This is a genomic window from Paenibacillus castaneae, assembly GCF_002884445.1.
Taxonomy (GTDB): Bacteria; Bacillota; Bacilli; order Paenibacillales; family Paenibacillaceae; genus Pristimantibacillus; species Pristimantibacillus castaneae.
This window is the reverse complement of sequence record NZ_KZ614144.1, coordinates 449141-472683: the sequence shown is the minus strand read 5'-3', so window position 1 is coordinate 472683 and position 23543 is coordinate 449141. Positions and strand designations below refer to the sequence as shown.

At 45.9% G+C, this 23543-nt stretch carries 21 protein-coding genes; 9 read left to right on the top strand and 12 right to left on the bottom strand.

Annotated elements, in window-relative coordinates; genetic code table 11:
- Window positions 1-13: 13 nt before the first annotated feature.
- A complete protein-coding gene (locus tag CEF13_RS02010; protein ID WP_208414618.1) occupies window positions 14-385 on the bottom strand; it encodes a hypothetical protein in 372 nt (123 codons plus the stop codon).
- A 183-nt stretch (window positions 386-568) separates the two neighbouring features.
- Window positions 569-805: a DUF6953 family protein gene (locus CEF13_RS02005; protein ID WP_102709184.1), complete on the bottom strand. Its 237-nt coding sequence runs from the start codon at window positions 803-805 to the stop codon at window positions 569-571.
- A 169-nt stretch (window positions 806-974) separates the two neighbouring features.
- Here CEF13_RS02005 and CEF13_RS02000 point away from each other — a divergent pair, with 169 nt between their 5' ends.
- From CEF13_RS02000 to CEF13_RS01990, 3 genes are all read left to right on the top strand, one after another.
- Window positions 975-1424, top strand: coding sequence for a MarR family winged helix-turn-helix transcriptional regulator (locus CEF13_RS02000; RefSeq protein ID WP_102709183.1), 450 nt, complete (start codon window positions 975-977; stop codon window positions 1422-1424).
- Between the two features lie 52 nt (window positions 1425-1476).
- Window positions 1477-2454, top strand: coding sequence for an aldo/keto reductase (locus tag CEF13_RS01995; protein ID WP_102709182.1), 978 nt, complete (start codon window positions 1477-1479; stop codon window positions 2452-2454).
- Between the two features lie 221 nt (window positions 2455-2675).
- Window positions 2676-3170 carry a glutathione peroxidase gene (locus CEF13_RS01990; RefSeq protein WP_102709181.1) on the top strand — a complete coding sequence of 165 codons (495 nt, stop codon included), beginning with the start codon at window positions 2676-2678 and terminating at the stop codon, window positions 3168-3170.
- A gap of 82 nt (window positions 3171-3252) precedes the next feature.
- On the opposite strand, the gene CEF13_RS28480 is transcribed toward CEF13_RS01990, so the two are convergent.
- The 3 genes from CEF13_RS28480 to CEF13_RS01975 all read right to left on the bottom strand — a co-directional run bounded on the left by CEF13_RS28480 (window position 3253) and on the right by CEF13_RS01975 (window position 6278).
- Window positions 3253-3741, bottom strand: coding sequence for a hypothetical protein (locus CEF13_RS28480; RefSeq protein WP_146022664.1), 489 nt, complete (start codon window positions 3739-3741; stop codon window positions 3253-3255).
- A 112-nt stretch (window positions 3742-3853) separates the two neighbouring features.
- Window positions 3854-5131 carry a histidine--tRNA ligase gene (locus CEF13_RS01980; RefSeq protein WP_342352579.1) on the bottom strand — a complete coding sequence of 426 codons (1278 nt, stop codon included), beginning with the start codon at window positions 5129-5131 and terminating at the stop codon, window positions 3854-3856.
- 274 nt (window positions 5132-5405) lie between these two features.
- Window positions 5406-6278 carry an NAD-dependent epimerase/dehydratase family protein gene (locus CEF13_RS01975; RefSeq protein WP_102709179.1) on the bottom strand — a complete coding sequence of 291 codons (873 nt, stop codon included), beginning with the start codon at window positions 6276-6278 and terminating at the stop codon, window positions 5406-5408.
- 286 nt (window positions 6279-6564) lie between these two features.
- On the opposite strand from CEF13_RS01975, the gene CEF13_RS01970 reads away from it, so the two are divergent.
- From CEF13_RS01970 to CEF13_RS01955, 4 genes are all read left to right on the top strand, one after another.
- Window positions 6565-7284 (top strand): peptidylprolyl isomerase, encoded by a 720-nt coding sequence (locus tag CEF13_RS01970; RefSeq protein WP_102709178.1) that lies wholly within the window; start codon window positions 6565-6567, stop codon window positions 7282-7284.
- Window positions 7285-7426: 142 nt separating this feature from the next.
- The gene (gene abnB, locus CEF13_RS01965; RefSeq protein WP_424991975.1) at window positions 7427-8920 is read left to right on the top strand and encodes an arabinan endo-1,5-alpha-L-arabinosidase AbnB; all 1494 of its coding nucleotides are present in this window, start codon (window positions 7427-7429) and stop codon (window positions 8918-8920) included.
- A gap of 186 nt (window positions 8921-9106) precedes the next feature.
- Window positions 9107-9787, top strand: coding sequence for a response regulator transcription factor (locus CEF13_RS01960; protein ID WP_102709177.1), 681 nt, complete (start codon window positions 9107-9109; stop codon window positions 9785-9787).
- Entirely contained in the window at window positions 9784-11160 is a 1377-nt protein-coding gene (locus CEF13_RS01955) for a sensor histidine kinase (RefSeq protein ID WP_102709176.1), read from the top strand. Before CEF13_RS01960 ends, CEF13_RS01955 begins: the two co-directional genes overlap by 4 nt.
- Window positions 11161-11246: 86 nt before the next feature.
- Here CEF13_RS01955 and CEF13_RS01950 read toward each other — a convergent pair whose 3' ends face one another.
- Window positions 11247-13343, bottom strand: coding sequence for an asparaginase domain-containing protein (locus tag CEF13_RS01950; RefSeq protein ID WP_102709175.1), 2097 nt, complete (start codon window positions 13341-13343; stop codon window positions 11247-11249).
- 20 nt (window positions 13344-13363) lie between these two features.
- Entirely contained in the window at window positions 13364-14725 is a 1362-nt protein-coding gene (locus tag CEF13_RS01945; protein ID WP_102709174.1) for an asparaginase, read from the bottom strand.
- Window positions 14726-15124: 399 nt separating this feature from the next.
- On the opposite strand from CEF13_RS01945, the gene CEF13_RS01940 reads away from it, so the two are divergent.
- Window positions 15125-15331 (top strand): sporulation protein Cse60, encoded by a 207-nt coding sequence (locus CEF13_RS01940; RefSeq protein WP_102709173.1) that lies wholly within the window; start codon window positions 15125-15127, stop codon window positions 15329-15331.
- A 454-nt stretch (window positions 15332-15785) separates the two neighbouring features.
- Here the strand turns inward: CEF13_RS01940 and CEF13_RS01935 are convergent, their stop codons facing one another.
- The 5 genes from CEF13_RS01935 to CEF13_RS01915 form a co-directional block, all read right to left on the bottom strand.
- The gene (locus CEF13_RS01935) at window positions 15786-16013 is read right to left on the bottom strand and encodes a MerR family transcriptional regulator (protein WP_102709172.1); all 228 of its coding nucleotides are present in this window, start codon (window positions 16011-16013) and stop codon (window positions 15786-15788) included.
- Between the two features lie 169 nt (window positions 16014-16182).
- Window positions 16183-17004 carry a class I SAM-dependent methyltransferase gene (locus CEF13_RS01930; RefSeq protein ID WP_102709171.1) on the bottom strand — a complete coding sequence of 274 codons (822 nt, stop codon included), beginning with the start codon at window positions 17002-17004 and terminating at the stop codon, window positions 16183-16185.
- 34 nt (window positions 17005-17038) lie between these two features.
- Window positions 17039-18520 carry an NHL domain-containing protein gene (locus CEF13_RS01925; RefSeq protein ID WP_166742877.1) on the bottom strand — a complete coding sequence of 494 codons (1482 nt, stop codon included), beginning with the start codon at window positions 18518-18520 and terminating at the stop codon, window positions 17039-17041.
- 29 nt (window positions 18521-18549) lie between these two features.
- Window positions 18550-21000 carry a FecR family protein gene (locus tag CEF13_RS01920; RefSeq protein WP_102709169.1) on the bottom strand — a complete coding sequence of 817 codons (2451 nt, stop codon included), beginning with the start codon at window positions 20998-21000 and terminating at the stop codon, window positions 18550-18552.
- A complete protein-coding gene (locus CEF13_RS01915) occupies window positions 20997-22760 on the bottom strand; it encodes a CHASE2 domain-containing protein (RefSeq protein ID WP_102709168.1) in 1764 nt (587 codons plus the stop codon). Before CEF13_RS01915 ends, CEF13_RS01920 begins: the two co-directional genes overlap by 4 nt.
- 299 nt (window positions 22761-23059) lie before the next feature.
- On the opposite strand from CEF13_RS01915, the gene CEF13_RS01910 reads away from it, so the two are divergent.
- The gene (locus tag CEF13_RS01910) at window positions 23060-23485 is read left to right on the top strand and encodes a DUF4395 domain-containing protein (protein ID WP_102709167.1); all 426 of its coding nucleotides are present in this window, start codon (window positions 23060-23062) and stop codon (window positions 23483-23485) included.
- Window positions 23486-23543: the final 58 nt, after the last annotated feature.

The window sequence follows — 23543 nt, the reverse complement described above, 5'->3', positions numbered from 1 at the left end:
CTATGGACATATATTAACGGCCTACTGGCCCTAAACGGTTGATATGTTTGCTTCTGATTTCAGAGGCATGATTCGCTCCAATAGCTTCATTTCCATTTGATTTCAAGTAATTTGTCAATTCCATAAACCAAGCTTCATCCCTTGTTGCAAGCGAAATATCGATTAAATTAAGCATAAACATATCGTCCGCTAACGTAATCTCAGGAACGGGCTTTAACCATTGCTCGCGTACAGCAACCTTTTTGCCGACGATATCCTCGTTATCAGACTCAACAACATTCACAACCACAATTCCTTGCAGGATATCGAAGGATTCAATAAATCCGTGTATGAGCTCGCCTTCTCTTGTTTTGCCTCTTACCCAATCGCTTATGTTAATTTTCATCCTCTACACCACCTATTTATAAAGTAGGAAAGCTAGCTATTGTACAAATCTGTAACCAAATACATTACACTTGCAGTAAAAAAGTAGACGTTATACAAAGGATCTCGCATGCCGTCTTAGACTTTCAATACTGTAAGTATAATAGTTACAGTTATATTTGTCAACTTTTTCAATCGATGGCGCTTAGCTCCAGCCCCAGAAGAAGCCGTCTCTTTCCCAAGCAGCCTTGCCTTTATGAAGCTTGCGGAACGCTTTCTTCACTTCTTTATCAATCGATTGATTGCCTTGCTCATTTACATAAATAAACGCCTCGCCGAAATGGCTCTTGATGTGCTCGACAGCTTCGCTTTGATGCAAAATGCCTGCCGATTTCACTTCATTCAGCATCCACTCTGCCACCTCATCAGCGGTATAGGACATTTCAATCACTCCTTCATGAAATAAACGCTGTAACTATAGCATACTTTGCCGTACGTACACAATGTGCTGCCGCTGCCCTTACATTGACAGTGCATTGGCATTTCCACTATTATTATATTTATTACAATTTAATTTCACCAAATAAGATAACCTTCCTATGGAGGACAACATGGATACGAATGATACGTTGAAGCTGGATAACCAAATATGCTTTGCTTTCTATGCCTGCTCTCGCGAGATGACGAAGCTATACCGTCCTATGCTTGACGAGATTGATCTCACCTATACGCAATATGTCACCATGCTTGCCTTGTGGGAGCAGGATTACGTGACAGTCACGGCACTCGGCAAAAAGCTATATCTGGATTCAGGCACCTTAACACCACTGCTCAAGAAGCTGGAAGCAGCCGGGCATATCACACGAACGCGTGACCGCAAGGATGAACGCAGCGTTATTGTCGAGTTAACCGAGCAGGGCAAAGCGTTAAGAGAGAAGGCTCTCAGCATACCCGCTCAAATAGCTTGCAAGATTGACGGCAAACCCGAAGAAGCGGCTCTCATACTGGAGCAAATGCATGACTTTCTCCGCCGACTGCAGCAAAGTTCAACTCAAGATTGAACAACCGTACAGCATGCTTTTGCCATTACAATGAATCTGGAGGGATTAGGCCATGTTTGAAGCGCAGTACCGGCCTTTCGGCCAAACAAATTTGCGTCTGTCTCCACTCGGTCTCGGCTGCTGGCAATTTAGCAATGGCAAAGGCCTTGTCGGTAAATTTTGGCCAGTTCTACAAGGCGATGCCATCCATGATATTGTGAAAACAAGCTATGAAGGCGGCATGAATTGGTTTGATACCGCTGAAGTTTATGGCCACGGCCAATCCGAGCAAGCGCTCGCCCGCGCTCTTCGCGAAACTCTTCCCGCTGAGGAAGCCGTCTTTATCGCAACCAAGTGGTGGCCGTTATTTCGTACTGCGAGCAGCATCGGAAGCACGATTGACGAGAGAATCAGGCTGCTTGAAGGACGTACTATCCATCTTCATCAGGTTCATCAGCCCTTCTCCTTCTCCTCTGTCGGAAGCGAGATGAAGGAGATGGCGAAACTGGCTGCAGCCGGCAAAATCCAAAATATCGGCGTGAGCAATTTCTCTGCCAAGCAAATGCGCGAAGCGGATCGCGTCTTACGAGAGCACGGCCTGCGGCTTGCATCCAACCAAGTGAGATACAGCCTGCTCGATCGGCGCATTGAGCATAACGGTATATTGGAGACCGCTCAAGAACTAGGCGCAGCTATTATTGCTTATTCACCGCTTGAGCAAGGGATACTAAGCGGTAAGTTTCATCAGAATCCTGAGTTGATTAAAGCGATTAGCGGTCCGCGCAAGTGGACGGCCTCCTTCCGAAAGGATGGGCTTAGCCGTTCGAAGCCGCTTATCGACACACTCGAACAAGTAGCTGCCCGCTATTGCGCTACCGCAACTCAGGTCGCACTCAATTGGCTTATTAACGCTCATGGTGAAACGGTATTCGCCATTCCAGGCGCTTCTAAGGTGCATCATGCTGAGCAGAACGTAAAGGCAATGCGCTTCAAGCTGAGCAAGGATGAAATTAACGAAATAAGCGAGGTCTCGCGTCAGGCGATTCGTTAGAGCAGCTTAGACGCAGATAGCTAGCCAATAAAACTTGTTGCGATTCGATGCTTAAGTGAACAGGGTACTCCATGGGGGTGCCCTGTTTTATTATATGTGAATGGTTTTTTATTGAATGGATGCTTGTTTAGTGGCGTATATTTCATTGACACTATCATTTGAATTGTTTACAATTTAATTATGTAAAATTTATACGGAACAGAATACGAGGAGGTATTATCATGTCTCTATACAATATTGAAGTGAATACGATTAAAGGTGAAAAACAAACGCTAGCACCTTACAAGGGAAAAGTGCTGCTCATTGTAAACACTGCAACCAAATGCGGCTTTGCCAATCAGTTCCAAGGACTTCAGAAGCTGCATGAAACCTACAGCAAGCAAGGCTTCTCCGTATTAGGCTTTCCATGCGGACAATTCGCAAATCAGGAGCCAGGAAGCGACGAGGAGGTAGCAGAAGCATGTCAGCTTAATTTCGGCGTGTCCTTCCCGCTATTTGCCAAAATCGACGTAAAGGGAAGCGATGCCCATCCGCTGTTCCAATACCTCACCAACGAAGCACGCGGCATATTCGGCACGAAAACGATCAAGTGGAATTTCACAAAGTTTCTAGTCGACCAGAACGGAAAGGTGCTGAAGCGTTTCGGCTCCAAAGATACACCAGAGAAAATCGAAAGCTACATTCAAAAGCTGCTTAAAGTACCTACTCACGCATAAGTCTCTTTGAGCGCGTGCGCCGCTCCGCGCTCAAAGAGATGCATTTTTGCATCTCTTTCACCACCCGCGTGCCGCTCCACGCTCAAAGAGATGCATTTCTGCATCTCTTTCGCCATACACGCGCCGCTTCGCGCTCAATGAGATGCATTTTTGCATCTCTTTCGCCATACACGCGCCGCTTCGCACTCAAAGAGATGCACTTCTGCATCTCTTTCGCCAACGCGCGCCGCTTCGCGCTCAAAGAGATGCACTTCTGCATCTCTTTCGCCAACGCGCGCCGCTTCGCGCTCAAAGAGATGCACTTCTGCATCTCTTTCGCCAATGCGCGCCGCTCCGCGCTCAAAGAGATGCACTTTTGCATCTCTTTCGCCAATGCGCGCTGCTTCGCGCTTCGCCTATCGCGTTCCCCTCGCCGCAGGCGCGCCGCTCCGCGCTCAAAGAGATGCATTTTTGCATCTCTTTCGCCACTTGCGCGCTGCTCCGCGCTCAAAGAGATGCACTTCTGCATCTCTTTCGCCAACACGCGCCGCTCCGCGCTCAAAGAGATGCATTTTTGCATCTCTTTCGCCACACACGCGCCGCTTCGCGCTCAAAGAGATGCAATTTCTGCATCTCTTTCGCCCATCGCGTCCCCCTCACCGCTCGCGCGCAGCTTAGCCGCTCCAGAAGCGCTAAACGCCGCCTCAATCCTCCATTAAATAGATGGCTTCATCCAGCGTCACTTCGCGCTCAGTCCGCTCCTCCATATCTTTCAAGCGCACCATGCCAGCCTTCCACTCACTCTCGCCCAGCAGCAGCACATAGCGAATGCCGCTCGAAGAAACCGTCGCTAATATATTTTTCAGCTTGCGTCCGCTCGTGTCAAGCTTTGCTCGCAAGCCATTCTCCCGAAGCAAGGCGGCTGTTTGCAGCACCTCGACAACCGTAACACCAACGGGAATAACGACAACAGAAGCCTGTTCCGTCTGAATCGTACGCTCCTCGAGCAGTGCCATGATCGATTCCATGCCAAACGATAACCCAACTGCCTGGTACTCTACTTCGTCTCTCCCAACGAGCTGTCCAATAATCGCATCATATCGCCCACCGCCGCCCAAGCTTGAAGAGTAGCCATTCGTTGCATCAAAAATTTCATATACCGTTCCGGTATAGAAGGACAGCCCCCGCGATAGAAACGGATCAAACTGACAAGCATGCTCTAGTCCAATTTCCCTTATTATCCCTCGCAGTTCCGCCGCTTCTTTTGTTCCAATGCTGTCTTGTATGCCGCATTTGTTCGCTAATTCCTCTAAAGACCGGCAGCTCGATTCAATCAGCTCTAAAATGGCGTCTATCAGCCGCTTATCCAAGCCCTTATCAGCCAGTTCCAGCCTTACACCATCTGTCCCAATCTTGGCGAGCTTATCCAGCGTCAGCATAACCGATAAGGATTCCAAAGCAGGAACACCGATCGCGATAAGCATCTCTTCCAGAAACCGACGATTATTCCACTTTAGTACGACAGGGATATCTAACCTACGAAACACATCAACAGCTAACTGCATGAGTTCCGCCTCAGCCTCAGGGCCTTTAATCCCAACTACATCCACGTCACATTGCAAAAACTCACGCAGCCTTCCTTTTTTCACAGGGCCGTCACGAAATACCTTCCCCATCTCATATCGCCTATAAGGAAGTTCGATACCCGGATTAAGCGCAATAACTTTGGCAAAAGGAATCGTCAGGTCATAACGGAGCCCAAGCGATCGCTTCCGCTGATCATTAAATTGATACATTTCCTTTATTATTTCATCTCCGCCTGCATACTTCGAGGTTAGAAATTCCAGCTCATTAATAATCGTCGAATCCATCTCATCAAAATCATACAGCTCGAACGCTTCCCTCAGTGTTCGTTGAACCTTTCTTCGAAGAGCCTGCTCCTTGCCAAAAAAATCATAAGTACCTTTCACGTTTTGCAGCATATCGATCATTCCTCTCATTCGGTTAATGTTGTGATGGAATAAAAAAAACGCGCAGGACCTCTTGGTCCTGCGCGCATCGTATGCTGCAGGGAGGCCAACGCGAGAAGCGCTAGCCCACCCTGATTATTGATCAGGTGTGCTAACGCTCGGTGAAATGATAAAACTGATTCATTGGGATGGTATACATGCGATCGAATCCCTTCAAATGGATTACAGAGATTATAACGGAACTTGCCAAGCGGTGCAAGTGGTATTTGGGACACACTCCGCCCGATTATTGAACGAGCTTAAATATTAATGCTGGCAGCCAATCGTTCAGCTGTTGGAATGTGAAGCCCGCAGTATCCGCTTTAATTGTATTCATATGCCATGATGCCGGAACGCCAAAAGGCGACATATGTATGTCCTCTGTCTCGTTAGCTACAACCGCCTGTTTGCCCGCCGCCTCCGATATGAGCGCAACTATTTGTTCAGGCGTAATTTCCCCTTTGGAACAAGCATTAACTGGTCCCACTAGACTAGAGCGGCCGAGCCATAGCAGAAAAGAGGCCGCTTCATCCGAATTAATAAAAGATATGACCGCATTCGGATTAGGAATGCCTAACGGCTGGCCTGCTTGAATATGTTCAACGTGGAAATGCAGTCTTCGCGTATAATCATCCTGCCCTAACACGATAGGGAAACGAACCGCGTTGACTTGGAATGATGCTTTTTGAAACAGTACCGCTTCCACAAGCCGCTTTCCTTCTGCATAGTCCGCATTCGCCGCATATTGTTCTGGAACAGGATAGGTGTAAGGGTCAAAATCACTTTCTGTAATTGAAGTTTCCCCGAACGGATATACGCTGAGCGATGAGGTAACGATGTATTTCGAAGTTCGTCCCGCGAACAACTCTACCGCTTCCTCTGCTTCTTGCTGTGTATAACAAATATTGTCGTACACAATATCAAATTTCAAGTCGCCCAGCGCTGTCTTTAGCGCTTCCTTGTCGGTACGATCCGCTTGCAGTCGCTTAACGGAGCTGCCAAAAGGATCGGAAGTCAGCCCCCGCGTCAAAATAGTAACATCCGCATGTTCGCGAATCCATTGCTCAACTAGCTTTTTGCCAAAAAACCTTGTGCCACCTAAGACAAGTACTTTGGTCATTTTTCATTCCTCCATCCGAATATTAATGATAAATGAGATTAACGATTTAGGTGTTAAATAAGCGCGTAGCATTTACGAAAATAGAATTCATACGAATGCAGGTTATCCCATTTTTTAAACATTCAATTATATCTTTTAATATCCTTTATTATACTCCCACCGCTTCCGATTTTCGGTTTCTATTCGCATTCAAAACATCCAATATGCTATTATACTAGTTGGATAAACAAAGCGGATGCTTTAGAAAACACCATGTATTCGCAAAATTGAATTGGAGGCTATTGAAATGTTGCTGAACAAAAAACGGTTTGGAGTCATGACGCTCCTCATTGCCGCTCTACTCCTCGTCCTATCCGGCTGCGGCGGCGGAAGCAAAAATGCACCCAATAAAGACAGTCTCGGTTCCAACGGGAACAATGGCAATACAAGCACGACCACGCCAACGGAGGTGCCTGCCGAAGATGGACCAGAGCTTCTCGGCTCGGACAAGCACCCTGTCGTCACGATCGAGCTAAGCAATGATAAGATCATTAAGCTTGAGCTTTATCCAGAGGTAGCTCCTAACACCGTTAATAACTTTATTTCTCTCATTAATAAAAAGTTTTACGATGGCACCATCTTCCACCGCGTTATTCCGAAATTTATGATTCAAGGCGGCGATCCAGACGGTACTGGAATGGGCGGTCCCGGCTACAGCATTCCAGGCGAATTCGGCAGTAACGGCTTCGAAAACAAGCTGAAGCATACACGCGGCGTGCTCTCCATGGCACGTAGCGGTAATCCTGATTCAGCGGGCTCACAGTTCTTCATCATGGTTGCGGATGCGCCTTCGCTAGATAACGAATATGCATCCTTCGGCATGGTAACGGAAGGTATGGACGCGGTTGACGAAGTTGTTAACCAAAACCGAGATTCTAATGATAGACCCGCCGATCCTATATTTATGAAAACCGTAACGGTGGACACGCTGGGCATGACGTTTGAGGAACCGAAAAAAGTAGAGTAAAGAGAAGGGCTGAGCCCTTCTCTTTTTTTATGTTATACAATATAATGTATTTATTAATTGATTAATGATTATATAAATTAATGAGGTTCAAGGGGGAATTACGATATTGAAGAAACAAAGCATTATTTTCATGACCGTATGTATGATGACTTTCATGAGCGCTTGCAGTGAACCGAACGACGGAAATGCCACGCCAGCCGCCGAAAGCGCGGCACCCACCGCTAATCAGGAAGCGGAAGAAACGAATACAACGAATAATTCGGAGGACGCATCCATCGAAGAGCCTATATTTGCAAACGCTTCCGTTCACGATCCTTCCATTATTAAAGTCGAGGATACGTTCTATATATTTGGATCGCATCTCGCCACAGCGAAGTCGAAGGACCTGATGTCTTGGGAACAAATCAATTCCAGCGTCTATGAAGGTAATCCAATTATTCCTGATGTATTAACGGAAATGAGCGAGGGCCTAGAGTGGGCCGAAACAGAAACGTTCTGGGCGGGCGATGTAATAAAGCTGCCAGACGGCAAATTTTATATGTATTACAGCATGTGCAAGGGCGATTCTCCACGATCAGTGCTGGGGTACGCAGTCTCCGATAAGGTTGAAGGGCCGTACACGAACAAGGGCATTATTCTGAAGTCGGGGATGTGGAACGATATCGGCGAGGATGGAACCTTGTATGATGCGACCGTTCACCCGAATGTGGTTGATCCCAATGTGTTTTATGATAAGGACGGGATTCTGTGGATGGTGTACGGCTCCTATTCCGGCGGTATTTTTATTATGAGAATGAATGCAGAAACCGGCTTGCCCTATCCGGATCAAGGCTATGGGAAAAAACTTCTCGGCAATAATCACAGCCGCATTGAAGCGCCTTATATGATGTATAGCAAAGAAACGGACTATTACTATTTATTCCTTTCCTACGGTGGACTAGACTCCGTTGGCGGCTACAATATTCGCGTTGCACGTTCCAAAAATCCGGACGGACCCTTCCAGGACTCCGAAGGTAAGGATATGATCGATGCATTCGGCGCTTTCGGGACCTTCTTCGATGACGCCTCTATTACACCTTACGGAGCAAAGCTCATCGGAAACTTCCAAATGGATAATGTAGATGGCGAGATTGCCAATATCGGCACAGGCTATGTTTCACCTGGCCATAATTCAACCTATGTAGACCCCGAATCCGGTCAAATGTTTATTATTTTCCACACGCGCTTCCCTTCGCGCGGCGAAGGCCATGAGGTGAGAGTGCATCAGATGCTGATGAACACGGAAGGCTGGCCGGTCATCACTCCTCATCGTTATGCAGGAGAGACGATCGCAGTCGTGTCTAAGGAGCAAATAATAGGCGACTATAAGTACGTCAACCACGGTAAAGATATTACAGCTGACATCAAGCAAGCAACCGTCATTACGCTAGGTGAAGACGGCAAAATTTCCGGCAGCGTAAGCGGCACTTGGGAAAGCACCGGCGAGCATACGCTGAATCTGATGATAGATGGATCCGTATACTACGGTTCACTGCTGAAGGAGTGGAACGAAGGAACTCAAAGCTATGTTATGACCTTTAGCGCTTTATCGGCCAAAGGCGTGACCATTTGGGGAAGTCATGTTTCCAATAAGTAGCTTATAAGCAAGAGCTCTCGGCATATGAGCTGAGGGCTCTTGATGTTTTATACTGCGGAAACGATAGAAATACCTTCAACTAGACATTGCCGCTTGATATTTCAAGCCGCTTACGATTAGAATGTAGCCATGTTCCTATACTAATCGTATAAATAGAATTAACCTCATGAAGAAGGTGCAGTTGAAATGAGAACTCATATTTTGGTCGTTGATGATGATCCTCACATTCGGGAGCTTTTGCGCTTTCTGCTAAGCAAGGAAGGCTACTCGGTATTTGAAGCAGAGAATGGCAATGAAGGCTCCGTCATTATGGGAAAAGAATTGATTCACCTAGCTGTGGTGGATGTGATGATGCCCTTAAAAAACGGATGGGAGCTTTGCGAGGAAATAAGAAGGTACTATGACATCCCCGTTATCATGCTGACTGCCAAGGGAGCCATCGAAGATAAAGAAAGGGGCTTCACATCCGGAACGGATGATTATATGGTCAAGCCATTCGAGCCCAAAGAGTTATTGTTTCGAATGAAGGCTTTGCTTCGCAGATATCAGATGGTTTCTTCGGATTTGATTCAGCTGAACGGCATCTCGATTGATCGCCAAGGCTATGAGGTGAAATCGGAGGATAAAGTGTTTATTTTACCATTGAAGGAATTCGAGTTGCTTGCTCAGCTGGCTAATCACCCTGGACGTATTTTCACACGGGAGCAGCTTCTGAATCTGATCTGGGGGCAGGATTTCGAAGGCGACAGCAGAACCATTGATGTACATATCAAACGTTTGCGTGAGCGTTTCGCCGAATACGCCGATGATTTCATTATCTCCACTATTCGCGGGATCGGCTATAAGCTGGAGGTCAAAGGCAAATGAGAACGCTATATATTCGGATTGTATATACTTTTATGTTGATTTCTCTAGCCAGTATGATTGTTGCTCTCCTGCTTACCAACTTCTATTACGCAGAGAAGGTTAGAGGCTATAACGAGCAGAAGATTATGAATATTGGCCAAGAAATTCGAACGCTATACGCAAAAACAAACGATATTGAGCTTGGAGAGTACTTAACCCATATCGCCAATATCGGGTTTCAGATCTATCTCGTGGATGATGAGATGCATGGAATCTTCTACGGAACACCGTTCAAGCATCAGCAAATGGACAATAAATACATTCGAGAGGTTCTAAACGGAAAAACCTATAACGGCATTATGGAAGAGCATCATCTGCTTGTGGTTTTCAGCCTATTCGAAAGCAGTATCCAGAACAGCATCGGACTGCCCCTATCGGCAAACGGAAGAACATACGCCATGTTCATGCGGCCGAATCTGGAGCAGCAGTTCGGTGAGGTACGAATCATTATGGCTGTGCTGCTTGGACTTGTTTTTTTACTCAGCATTTTGTTCATCATCATCGCATCGCGGTACATTGTGAAGCCGGTGAAAAATCTTACCGCAGCTACCAACAAAATTGTCAGCGGGGATTATAATATCGAAATGGATGTTACGCGGCGGGACGAGATCGGCAATTTAGCTCGCCATTTCAAACAAATGGCACAGTCGATCAAGCAGCTGGACGAGATGAGGCAGGAATTCGTAGCTAATGTATCGCATGAATTTCAATCTCCTTTAACTTCTATTCAAGGTTTTTCTCAAGCTATTCTGGATAAAGAAACATCTCCGGAAGAAGAAGAGCGTTATCTCCGTGTTATCGAAAAAGAAAGCAGAAGGCTCTCATCGCTCAGTAAGCAGCTATTGACATTGGCAGCGCTCGACAAAGAAGAAAATGTAATCCACCTCACCTCATTCCGCCTAGATGAGCAGATTAGGCAAGTATTAATTGCAACGGAGTGGCAGTGGACTGAAAAACAATTAGTAATCGATCCCGATTTAACCGAAATCGTCATTACAGCAGATGCCGGCCTGCTCTATCAGGTATGGTTCAATTTGATCACGAACAGCATTAAGTTTTCCCGCTCCGGCGACACCATTTCGATCGGAATAGCTGTTGATCACCATATTGTCGTCACTATAAGCGATACCGGTATCGGCATACCGGAAAACGAGCTTTCTCATATTTTTGAGCGATTTCATAAGGTTGATTCAGCTAGAAACCGTACAAATGCCGGAAGCGGACTGGGACTTTCCATTGTAAAAAAAATAGTCGATCGGCATAAGGGAACCATTGAAATACAAAGCCAGCTTGGAGAAGGAACAAGCTTTATTATTCGATTGCCTCGAATGTGATATTCGCAGCCCATGTAACAAACAGAGCTATCTTAGCAGGCCCGTGACAGCCTCGCTAGGATAGCTCTTCTCGCTTTTACAGCAGCTTATTTATTTAATTTCAGCATTTTCATCATAACCGTAATCGCCTCTGCTCGCGTTGCAGTCGCTTTCGGAGCGAACATGTTGTCTTGGCGTCCTTGTATGATACCCTTGTCCGTCACAGCCTTCACTGCGCCCTTTGCCCATTCCGGGATTTCTCCATTATCAGCAAAGCTAGTTGTGGCGTTCGTCTCCACGGTTAACCCGATCGCCTTCGTAATCATCGACACCATTTCTGTCCGCGTAATACTCGCGCTCGGTCGGAAGGAGCCATCCGGATAGCCGCTGATGATATTCGCTTTAAGGGCTCGAGCAACAGCATCTTCCGCCCACGCTGCTATTTTCCCATTATCGGTAAAGGCTATAGAAGCGCCCTCGCCTTCTTCCTTCAGCGCTCTCATCAATATAACAGAGAACTCTGCACGCGTTATGGTATTGTTCGGTTTGAACGTCCCATCCGCATAACCCTTCACAACACCAGCCGCTACCGCTTCTTTAATTGCCGCCTCAGCCCAGTGTCCTGCAATATCGCTGAATGAAACACTCTCGCCTTCAGGAACGATTACTTGGCCTTCATCCGGCAAACCACTGCCGCCGCCCGGAGTGCCAGGAGATACTCCCGCAGTGTCCGTAGTATAACTGCCCCTTAATCCCGCACTTTGATTTCCCGCGGCATCCACAGCCTTAACAACGAAGCTGTATGACATGCCCGGCGAAAGCCCGGTTACTTCATAGGATAAGCTTGTTGCAGGCAATTTCGCAATTGGAACCCCCTGTCCCGCATGGTAAACGGAATAACCTGTTACTTTTACATTATCCATAGCTTCCGGCCACTGAAGCGTGATGCTCGTTTGTGTCACACTCTTCACACTTAACGTGCTGCCCCCTGCCCATGTCGGCGCGTCCGTCTCATCTACAGAAATATCCTGTGTGCCTACTGATGCAAACCAGCCTTTCATAGTGTTGAAATCACTGGTAAAAGCAAGCGACAGCATCAGCAAAATTCGAGCATGCTGAGGATTCAAATTATCTCCAGCAATAATCCCGTTTCCGCCGCCAGAAATGGTGCCTGAGCCCGTCCGGGTTGTTGATACAAAGGTTACGCCATTATTGTTAATGGCTGCTGAGCGCGCCGCACTCATCTTCGAGGAGATCCCTGCCGCACCGGTTCCAGCTGTCACAATTCCCTTCGCCCCATCCGCTACTAGGGCTCGAATGGCACCGCCGCCAGCCTCTTGATAGCTGTAGACAATTTCAACAATCGGCAGCTGCTCCTTAGAGATCGTTCTCAAATTAAATGGAGTAGCCCAATCCGCTTGCCCCGCTTTGAGCGCTCTCGCATTAAGGCGATAAATTCGAACTGCCGGATCATCGACGTAGCCGAGAGCGCCGAACATCGGCGTCTCAAACGTATCCGCACGATGCGAATTGGATTTCGTCACCTCGCGTGCCGCATGAATAACGTCATTAAGCATAATGACCGTACCGAACCATTTTGTTTTGTTGCTGCTTGCCACTTTAATGGCTTGATAGAGATTCGCAGGCCCATCTGTGCCAATGACATCCCACGGTCTCATAGCACCAGTAACAACGACAGGCTTCTCGCTTTGCACGGTTAAATCTAAAAAATAAGCTATTTCTTCCATTGTGTCCGTTCCTGTCGTCACGACAGCACTATCATATATTTCGAGCGCCGCATCTACCGCTAGTGATAAATCATAAAGATCCTGCATGGAATAACCGCTGGAGCCTTTGTTCCCGAATTGAAATGTAGATACATCTGCAGTCTTATGCTTGGGCAGGGAAGCAACCATTTCATCCATTTTATACGTTCCTGCCGCATAGCTTTGAAAATTAGTCTGATCTTTGTTGCTTGCTGCGCCAGCAAGCGTTCCACCCGTTGCCACAACAATTACATTAGGCAAAGGCGAGGCTTTATACTCCTCCGACAGAGCAGGAATATTGAAGGCGGGAAGCTGAGGCAAGGATACCTCGGCTCGCACTGAGCCGGCATAGCCAGTCCATAGCGTGCTAAGAAGTGCCGCAACGATTAACGAAGCAAGGCATCTACGAATCAGCTTATTGTTGTTTTGTATGCTCATATGAATCTACCTCCCAGCCGTTATGGCGTTACCAATACTTCTTCAGACGTTGGTGCCGTAACGGAAGGCTCCGTTTCTTCCACAGGTGCAGCAGGTGTTTCTGCAGCTTCAGGAGTTGGCTCAATTACAACCGGCTCTTCCACAATTTCCTCCATAGAAGTGGTTACAACTGTATGCTCATCTACTGAAATTTCGACATCCTGCGTACCAAACGTTGTGAACCAGCTTCTAATTGTGTTCACATCATTCGTAAAAGCAAGGGACAGCAGCAGCATGATGCGAGCATGTGCGGCATTTAAGTTATCTCCGCCAATCGTATTACCGTTTCCACTGTCATAGATAGAGCCAGAGCCCGTTCTAGTTGTCGATACGAATACTACTCCATTTTCCTTAATCGCTTTCGAGCGAGCGGCACTTAGCGCTGAAGAAATACCTCCTGCTCCTGTCCCTGCCGTTACAATCCCTTTGGCTCCATCTTCCACAAAGCCTCGAATTGCGCCGCCGCCAGCTTGTTGGTAGCTATACGCAATTTCTACAATTGGGAGGCTCTCTTTGGAAATCGTATTGAGATCAAATGGCGATGCCCATGAAGCCTTTCCTGCTTTTGCAGCTCTGGCAGGAGCGCGGTAAATACGAACCGCCGGATCATCCACATATCCAAGTGCGCCAAACATCGGGGAGTCAAATGTATCCAAGCGATGCGAGTTTGTTTTCGTTACCTCGCGGGCTGCAAATATGACATCGTTAAGCATAACGACGGTTCCAAACCATTTTGTCTTATTGCTGCTCGCAACCTTTATGGCTTGATACAGGTTGGCCGGACCGTCCGTACCAATAACATCCCACGGTCTCATTGAGCCCGTTACAACGACCGGCTTCTCGCTCCGAACCGTCAAATCAAGGAAGTAGGCGATCTCTTCCATCGTGTCCGTCCCCGTCGTTACGACTGCACTGTCATACGTTTCTAACGCAGCGTCCACCGCCAATGAAAGATCATAAAGGTCCTTCATGCTGTATCCGCTCGAGCCTTTATTGCCGAACTGATACGTAGCAACGTCTGCCGTTTTGTGTGTCGGCAATTGAGCGACTAAATCTTTCATTTCATAGGTTCCCGCAGCATAGCTTTGGAAGTTGGTTTTATCGCCCTTGGACGCTGCCCCTGCAATCGTTCCGCCGGTTGCAATTACGATAACATTAGGCAAGCTTGATTGTTGATGCTCGGACGAGAGTTCAGGGATAGCAAAGGTTGGAAGCTGAGGCGCCTCTTCCGCTCGAACAAAATCTGATTTCGCCAAAACGCCGCTCATTGCTGCCAGAAGCGACAGAATCAATACCGGAATTAGAACCTTCTTCGTCAGTACATTCTTCAATTTTTGTGTCATGTTTGATGATCCTCCTGTGTTATGTATTGTTTATTTTCTAATCGTATTGTATTTAATGTTAGATTAGTTGACAAACAATAAAAGGATCAAAAAAGCGTTACCAATAGCATTTATCTCTATTAACCTATTTATTGCACTCCGTTTCAAACTTTATCGGAATTTATATGTTAGATTATATAACATCAATTTAAGGGGTGATGTACTACAGAGATTAATCACTTATTCATATAGATTAAAATGACGGATTTTCCTGATAAGACCGCCCCTCCTTAGCGTCTATCCGACTATATTTAAAGGTAGGTTGACACCCCTAACTAGCAATGCTATGGTGGACGTGAGTAGGCATTCCGCGTAATTTGCAGGGGTGCCTCTCCCTATCTTCATTACGGGGGTGAGCAAATGATTCAGGTTAAAGAATTCATAGATACAGATACTGTTTTTGCAGAAAAAAGAGCGAATGAATTTCTCGCAGAGCTTAAGGATGAGCAGGTTGTTAGCATCTGCTATGGCTCCATGATAAAAACCGCTACTTCAGGCAACGCCTATCAACGAAGCACGATCCTCGTCGTATATAAGAAAAACGTCGATAATAAAACTAAAAAGTAGGTGATCTCATCATCAAGCCTCGTCAGGACAGTGAGAAGCCGCCTGTGACGAAGGGAAAAGAAACAAGGGACAATCGAAATCATAAAATAGATAATATTGAACTATTTTTCAAAATCATTTCTTATGGTGCAACTCTTCTTTTAATTACTTTGAGCATCGGTTATATGGCTTATCTGTTATTAAAATAGTTTTAGTGACGTGAATTAAAGCCATATTATCCGTATTGCATGGAGGTTTACTATGAAAACTTTAATAAATGATCGATTGTATATGTTAAAAAGCGGAATTTTCACTAAACCATAGCCCTTGCTTCCCCTCGATCCTTACGGCTCTAATTAGCAAGCATTCTTCACCTACAAGGCGAGGATCGCTTGCTTGTTTATTTATTACCCATAATCAAGCAGAAATAAGGCGCTCCCGACATCATGTCTGGGGCGCCTTCATTAACTAGCATTTATTTCTTAGCCAAAATGGCATCTATTTCACTCTTTAACAAAAGATATCGGTGCACGTTTCGCAAAATAGGCACTTTCGTGAGCTTATTTTTGTCTACATACACTTTCATTTGATCCTTGCTCAGACCAAATAACTCGCCCGCTTCAGAAATCGTCAATACTTCTTCATTACTTGTCGCATTAAACGTTTTCTTTACTTTCTGATTCCAGTCCTCAGATACGAACATATACCCGCAACCCTTCTTCATCTCAACCATTGAACTATATTGTTGTTATATATATATTATACCACCAAATGCAATATAATGTTCGAGCTTCCGCTTGTTCATGCCCATAAACAAAACAAGGCGGCCATTGTCAGATCGACAGCAGGCCAGCCTCGTTCGAATCCCTACACTATTTCACACCTAATCTCATACGGTAGCTGAACATCATATTTAACGTTCGGCCTGCAAAATACTGCTCTACACTGCTGCGGAAATCCTTAATCCGCTCATCCAGCTCGTTCGAGCGAAGCTTGAATACAGACTGCACACCGCCTTGGCTGAGCGCAAGCCCGACATAGCGCTGCGCATCGCAAGCCTCCATATTGTGAAATACGATTTCCTTCGAGAAGCGAAATAATCCACTTTCTCTTATTTGCTTCAAATGCTGTTCCTTATCCCGCTTAATCGCTCTATCCTTCTCTTCTACATGCCTCGCGATGATCTGATCCGATTTCTCAATGAGCTGCATATACGCTTCCTCGATCTCCCAGTACACGGTTGGCGGCCAGTCGCAATCATAAGCCGCGAATATGCCGCCTTTCCTTAGCACACGCGCAAATTCATGGAGTGTGCTGACTGGCTCCATCCAGTGAAAGGACTGCGAGCAGGTTACAATATCTACGATACCGGATTCCAATGCCAGTTGATCAGAATACCCTTTCTCGAAGGAGAAATGCTTCGCATCCTGCAGCTCGACTAGATGCTTCAGCGCTTTGCCGCGCATATCATCGTTTGGCTCGAAGCCCATCACGCGTTCGGCATGTCCATCCCACGCAAAGGTGGACAAGCCTGTACCGCAGCCGACATCGACAATGAGGCTCGGCTTATGTCCAATATAATTCGTCAATATATCGACCACTACGGAAGGGGCTTTAGGCCGATGCTGATCATAATCATTCTCGTAACCGGAGAAACGGTCAATGTTGCTTTGCAAATGGTTTCCTGAACTCATTATGCTGCCTCCATTCTAACCAAAACTTACTACATTATGACCCGCTGTAGATAATAACTGCATTATATTCCTCATCATGGGCAATGACAAACGATGCCGCATCTTCTAAATAGCTTACATCTACGTATACAGTGCCTTTCTCGAGCACGACGGTACGCTTCGCATTAGCCTTCAACACAAGCTTCCAATCTCCTTTAGCTACATGCACCTCTCTCGCAGCCGTATTCCATTTCACATCGGCACCCCATGCTTGGAACAGCTCTCTAACTGGCAGATATGTTTTGTCTCCGCTCTGGTAAGGCTTCTGAGCTGCTGAGAATTTCAGCAATTTGCCATCCAGCCATACTTGAGTATCTTTGCTTGCAGGAAGAAGCTCCGTTCCCACGATTAAATCTTCTTTGGTCACAACAGGCTGGAGACTCTTCGGAATGATGTCCAGTACCTTAACACTATTATTTAGCGTATCAGAAATATAAAGCTTCCCCGCTGTAAATAATAAGGATGAAGGCTGATTAAACTGCGCTTCGGCCGGAACACCCAGCTTATTGCCAGGCGCACTATTCCCTGCAATCGTTATAACCTTGCCATTTGCTTGCAGCGCGCGGATCCGGTTATTCAAACTGTCCGCAATAAGCAATACGCCATCTGCATACGCTAGTCCACGAGGTCGATTAAAGCGCGCTGTACTGCTCAAGCCATTCGTATAACCGCCTGCCATATAGCCTGTAAGCGTATCAACCGCTGTCGCTTTGCCTGCGACTGTTGTCACTTTACCATTATGAATATAGCGGATAAGATGATTGCCGCTGTCGGCTACATATAAGCCGCCCTTCTCATCAAATACAAGCCCCATCGGCTCGTTGAAGATCGCTTCAGCTGCGCTGCCGTCTTTGTAACCGCCTGCTTCGCTTACAACCCCTGCGAATGTGGATGTCACTCCATCAGGCGTTATTTTGCGAATAACGTTATTGAGTGAATCGGCTACATAGATGTTGTCATCGCCATCTACCGCAAGGCCCGTTGGAGCATTGAACTGAACGTCTCCGAATTGGCCGTCTCCGAATTGGCCGTCCTTATGGCCTTCTTTGCCATTTCCGGCTGCCGTGTACACTTTATCGTTCACGATTTTGCGAATCACATGATTGTCGGTATCGCTGACATAAATAGCACCTTTGCTGTTCACGATCGAATATGTTGGATGATCAAAGGATGAGCTCGAGGTCGCCCCGTCTAAATAACCTGCTGTTGTCTGACTCGTTATAGCGGTCAATTTGCCATTTTGCCATTTGCTAATTTGATTGCTTTCCGATCCAACGATTACCATACTGCCATCCGGCGCTGAAGCCAGCCCCCACGGCTGACTTATCCCTTCAATGGCATAATCGATATTTGGTTCGACCGCACTTATCGCAATCGCTGTATCCTGTCCTGTGGCCGCTAAAGCGGGTACGCCACCTACTGCTAATGCGGTAACTAGAGCTGTTCCTGCTGCAAATATTCTTATTTTATTTATCAATTTGATTTCTCCTTTCACTAATTCATTCATCATGCAGGTGGGAAGCAGACATTAATATAGATTTCCAATCCATCTATCTCTTTACCAGATTCGTTTAATATCGGAATAGTAAGACGATAGCTTCCAAATTCTAAATATTTTTTAATCGTCAGTATTCTATATCTACCTGTCCCGGATAGTACATACAAGTCGTTTCTATTAGAGGGAAGTTTCAAGTCTATACAATCTTCTACCTCAAACCGACAAACACTAATATCTCCGACTTCATAACCGAATGTGTCTATCTGTACTTCAAAGGTTTCCTCCGTTGGGAACTGTGGATATTCAATCCATTCATTTGAAAGAGATGCCCTAACATCTAGTGCGATATTCATTTCTTCTTTTTTCCAATCGCCCGTTTCAGCATTAATCAAAAAGTTAGGTTTAATCATAATCTGTAAAAGGGACCCATATTCAATGCTCTTAGCAAACTGAATAATTAAGTTTGCAGGATTGCTCGAATCGATATATATATCCTCGAAATCAATAATGCTATATTCAATAGGCACCTCTCGACACTCCACACATACTTCCCTTTTAGCTACATAAACTACCACATTCTCATCGGGTTTCTCGTATGGATTAACTTTCAAAGCTGAATCAAACGGAAGTACAATTTTATCCCCATCCCGTATAGACACCTCATCATAGATCAACTCAGGCGGCTTAGGCTCTAATAGATTTACATCTATACTTATATTTTCATTTATTATTTCACCAGAATCATCCATTAAATAAATGGATAATTGGTATAAGGCCGGTTGCAGCTCAGGATTTCTAAAATATGATCCCTTGAGCTTTATTTCTACATGATTAGGGAGAAAATAATAACTGAAGACATCCGTCCAATCTGGATTATACTCGTCGGAGTTACAGTTCGTTTCACCCCTCGAAACCTCCGGACAAATCTTAGTAATCGTTACATTAGGTATAACCTTACCTTCAACTTCACTTGTAAAATGGTAGCCAAGCGTCCTCAGTGGAATGGATACATCCGCAAAAACATCAGAGTTTTTTTTATAAGTAACTGAATACATTTGTTCAGGAAGCTTAAATTCAAACCAATCTTTATCCTCCGATTTCATCGTTACCTGATCCATCGTTTGATAGTCGTCTGTCGCTGGATTCTTCAGGCTATTTTTCAGTACCGTTATACGGATTTTTGATCCATATGGTACGCTATTCGATAATTCAATATTTAAATTTTTAACGTTAATGTAGTCAATCGCTACACTTTGCACATCTTGTTCTACAAAAATGCTGTTTTCATCAGCCACTTCAAATTTGATGATATCTTTAGTCAAGCTAGACCCAGCACCGGCGATAGCTGTTGTGAATGGTAAACTAAATGTTTTATCGTTGATTATATAAGTTTGAGTAGAACGATAAAACGCGTATAGATCCAACATAGGCGGCACCGGAACCGGCGTCGGTGTTGGTTCAGGCGTTGGTGTCGGTGTCGGCGTTGGTGTTGGTGTTGGTGTTGGTGTCGGTGTTGGCGTCGGCGTTACCGTTGGTGTTGGTGTTGGCGTTGGTGTTGGTGTTGGTGTTGGTGTTGGTGTCGGTGTCGGTGTCGGTGTCGGTGTCGGTGTCGGTGTCGGTATTGGCGTCACCGTTGGTGTTTCTGCTGGTGCAGGAGCAGGGATTGATGGATTCCCACCACCAGTGTTTTCATATACAATCGTGTTTTTAGCGCTGCCGGTATTTCCCGCTGCTGCGGCTGCCTCTTCTTGCTTTTTCTTAGCCAAAAGCTGCGTCACCTGTTCTATTAACGCTTGATCTGGCTTAGCAGCTTTGTTAAGCAGCCCCAAATAGAACTCCAAGCCTATAATCGGCAGATCATGATAATCAAGCTTGCCCTTTGTGCCGCTGCCTGCTTTATTTAATTTAAGCTGCTCATTCGGATTAACAATCGTTTGTTGGTTTCTATTTTCACCATGCTTCGTTTTTACCGCTCCTTCAAATACACCTACATAGCCTCCATTGTCGTCTGATGTTACTACGAATTGTGTACCCATAACGCCCATAATAGCCGTTGGTGTCTCGATCTCGAATCGAGAATCGCCATCCAGCTTTTTCTTAATGTTAACAAGCACCTTCCCCTTTAACAGGCTTAAGCTTGTTTTCCCGCCGAGCGCCTTCGCACTCTTAACCAGCTCACTAACGACAAGCTTCGTATCGGAGCCGATCGTAACCTCTTTGTCGCTATCCAAATCCATCGTCATTTTTCCATCTTTACCTGTAATAATTGTATCGCCTTGCGTAATAGCCATGCCTTTAAACGCATTGAATTTTTTAGTGCCGCCACTTTTCTTCACTTCAGCTTTTCCAGACACACTCGTTATTTTACCGGCCTTATCCGTATCCTTCGCAAATGCAGAAGCAGGCATCATAATGGCTGCAACTAATAAGATAACGAATAACATCTTCAACTTTTTCACTTTATTCCCTCCAACTCATAAATGGTAATGCCTTGTTCCTTGCCCTTTACTTTGATTTCACCAAGGCCGTTTGCATGTATGCGGTCTTTCACGTATGTATAGACAGCCTCGCTAATCACAATCTGGCCCGGCTTCGCATTGCTTTCTAGACGAGCTGCCGTGTTAACGGTGTCACCGATTGCAGTGTAGTCCATCCTGCTCTTTGAGCCGATGTTGCCGAAGACCGCCGGGCCCGTATGGATGCCAAGACCAAATTTAACGCCGAACCCGAAGCGTTCGATCAGCTTCCGCTCCAAATCCGCAGAGCCTTCCTTCATCGCCCAAGCTGCTTCCACCGCTCTCATAGGGTGATCTTCCAGCAGTAATGGAGCATTGAAAATAGCCATAGCTGCATCTCCGATAAATTTGTCCAGCGTACCGTCGAACTTAAAAATGCAGTTGGCGGCAAGATCCAGATATTCATTCAATATTTCAACAATTTCCTCCGGCTCCGCCCGCTCTGACAGCGGTGTAAAGCCACGGATATCAACAAACAATACAGTCAACTCACGGCGTGTTCCGCCCAGCTTGAGGCCTTCCTCGCCGTTCCTAAGAATTTGATTAACAACCTCGGGGGCTACATATCTACCAAATATATCGGTTACCCTGCGTCTCTCAAACAACTCCTCCACATAATGAAAGCCGACCACCACGATGCAGCTGACAATGAGCAGAGGAACCACATAGCCAATCGAGATAATGATGCCCTGCTTATACAATAAGCTGCTGCCGAGAATGAATACTCCAATAATAACCGCTACAGACATAAACGATATAAACATATTCCATCTGCGGAATAAGAAATAGGCAAATGCGGATGCAATGAACAGGAAAAGCGCATTCCACTTCCAATCAAGCGTTTCATTAAGATGCTTGTCCAATAATGCCTGTATAATGTTCGCATGAATCTCCACCCCGTACATCGGGCTTTTCACCTGCAGCGGAGTCAAGTAATCATCCTTGAAGCCTGTCGCGTAAGGACCGATCAAAACGATTCTATCCTTGAAATAATCAGCAGGCACCTCACCGCTCATAACAGCGGAATAAGAGATTGTTTCATACGCAAAAGGTTTCCCCGTATAAGAGATATGGAAGCGGCCGAAGTCATCCAGCGGGAGCATGCTTGCATCCACGCTCTCCCCAGAGCGTTCCATGAACATGCGATAAATGACCCATGAGAAGCTCTCAACCTGCTGCCCCTCCATCATAAAGCTGTATAAGGAATTACGCACGACTCGATCTCGATCCGGAATCGTGTTAATATGTCCAACAGCAGCAGCCGCTTCCTTCAGAGCAGGGAACGGCTCTGATATTGAGAGGGCCTCAAGCGCTCCCTTCGTGGCAGACGAGGCGAAGGTGCCATATACCGGCATCACGACGTTTCCAGCATTAGCTACTGCATCAATCAACGCTCGATCCCCTTCCATGTCATCCGCCGAGGGTGCAGGGAAGGTAACATCGAACGCAATGACTGCCGGATCTCCTGCGGCGAGCGTATCGACTAATTGTGCATGCACGTTGCGATTCCACGGCCAGCTTCCAAAGTCTTTAACGCTTTCATCATCAATAGCAATAATTGCAATGCGGGTATCAACAGCCGATTCCTTCTGCATAAATCGATCCTGAAAGTAATAATCCATCCGATCCAGCGTGCCTCTATACAAAAGGAAGATAGAAAGAGCGGTCAAAATCGCAAGAATATGCATGAGCTTTATTTTCATAAAAATCTCCTTCTATTCCTTCTAGCAAGATGAATTCGCTTCCAATACGGTACGCATATTCACCTATTAATCTACCTCTTATTCGAGAATGTAGTTCTTGAGATATATGACTCTATTATATATGAAAAAGCGGAAAATAAAGTAAGTTGTCGCAATTTATCTTAAAATAAAAATGCAATGTATAGGATCAAAGCCCCATATGTTTATGATCTTTCCATTTCCAATATACCTGTTGCCAATTTGGTCTTATTCCACTACTATTAATTATATAAATCCTATAAAGAAAGTTGGTTTTATGAATGAAGGAAATTCCCATTCCCTATGTCCGCAGCAATCAAGCCGGTATCGTCATCGTACTTATTGTTGCGATTTCATTGCAATTGCCTTGGCTGATCGCAGCTCTCTGGGCCATCCAGTTGGCTGGACTTCTGTTTGGTCCGAAAGCTAATTTATTTATACGAATCGCCCAGCCTTTTCTACAGCGATTTATAGCTTCTGCGCATACAGAAGCGGCAGAGCTGCTTCGCTTTAATAATGGGCTGGGTATCGGCTTCCTCACCTTTTCTCTGTTAAGCCTCTCGCTCGGCTGGACAGTTGCCGGTTACATTTTCGCAGGAATGATGGGCTGTGCCGCACTTGCCGCCATACTTGGCTACTGCATCGGCTGCACCATTTATTTTCAATTTAAACAATTCCGCGCCCGCAAACGAATTCGCCAATCATAAAGAAAGGAGCGGCCCTTTGATGAAAGGGACTCGCTCCTTCTTAACATAATCTGCACCA

Excerpts from the sequence above, each read along its gene's own strand:
- CEF13_RS02010 (WP_208414618.1), bottom strand. The coding sequence starts at position 385 with ATGAAAATTAACATAAGCGATTGGGTAAGAGGCAAAACAAGAGAAGGC.
- CEF13_RS02005 (WP_102709184.1), bottom strand. The coding sequence starts at position 805 with ATGTCCTATACCGCTGATGAGGTGGCAGAGTGGATGCTGAATGAAGTG.
- CEF13_RS02000 (WP_102709183.1), top strand. The coding sequence starts at position 975 with ATGGATACGAATGATACGTTGAAGCTGGATAACCAAATATGCTTTGCT.
- CEF13_RS01995 (WP_102709182.1), top strand. The coding sequence starts at position 1,477 with ATGTTTGAAGCGCAGTACCGGCCTTTCGGCCAAACAAATTTGCGTCTG.
- CEF13_RS01990 (WP_102709181.1), top strand. The coding sequence starts at position 2,676 with ATGTCTCTATACAATATTGAAGTGAATACGATTAAAGGTGAAAAACAA.
- CEF13_RS01980 (WP_342352579.1), bottom strand. The coding sequence starts at position 5,131 with ATGCTGCAAAACGTGAAAGGTACTTATGATTTTTTTGGCAAGGAGCAG.
- CEF13_RS01975 (WP_102709179.1), bottom strand. The coding sequence starts at position 6,278 with ATGACCAAAGTACTTGTCTTAGGTGGCACAAGGTTTTTTGGCAAAAAG.
- CEF13_RS01970 (WP_102709178.1), top strand. The coding sequence starts at position 6,565 with ATGTTGCTGAACAAAAAACGGTTTGGAGTCATGACGCTCCTCATTGCC.
- abnB (WP_424991975.1), top strand. The coding sequence starts at position 7,427 with ATGATGACTTTCATGAGCGCTTGCAGTGAACCGAACGACGGAAATGCC.
- CEF13_RS01960 (WP_102709177.1), top strand. The coding sequence starts at position 9,107 with ATGAGAACTCATATTTTGGTCGTTGATGATGATCCTCACATTCGGGAG.
- CEF13_RS01955 (WP_102709176.1), top strand. The coding sequence starts at position 9,784 with ATGAGAACGCTATATATTCGGATTGTATATACTTTTATGTTGATTTCT.
- CEF13_RS01950 (WP_102709175.1), bottom strand. The coding sequence starts at position 13,343 with ATGAGCATACAAAACAACAATAAGCTGATTCGTAGATGCCTTGCTTCG.
- CEF13_RS01945 (WP_102709174.1), bottom strand. The coding sequence starts at position 14,725 with ATGACACAAAAATTGAAGAATGTACTGACGAAGAAGGTTCTAATTCCG.
- CEF13_RS01940 (WP_102709173.1), top strand. The coding sequence starts at position 15,125 with ATGATTCAGGTTAAAGAATTCATAGATACAGATACTGTTTTTGCAGAA.
- CEF13_RS01935 (WP_102709172.1), bottom strand. The coding sequence starts at position 16,013 with ATGTTCGTATCTGAGGACTGGAATCAGAAAGTAAAGAAAACGTTTAAT.
- CEF13_RS01930 (WP_102709171.1), bottom strand. The coding sequence starts at position 17,004 with ATGAGTTCAGGAAACCATTTGCAAAGCAACATTGACCGTTTCTCCGGT.
- CEF13_RS01915 (WP_102709168.1), bottom strand. The coding sequence starts at position 22,760 with ATGAAAATAAAGCTCATGCATATTCTTGCGATTTTGACCGCTCTTTCT.
- CEF13_RS01910 (WP_102709167.1), top strand. The coding sequence starts at position 23,060 with ATGAAGGAAATTCCCATTCCCTATGTCCGCAGCAATCAAGCCGGTATC.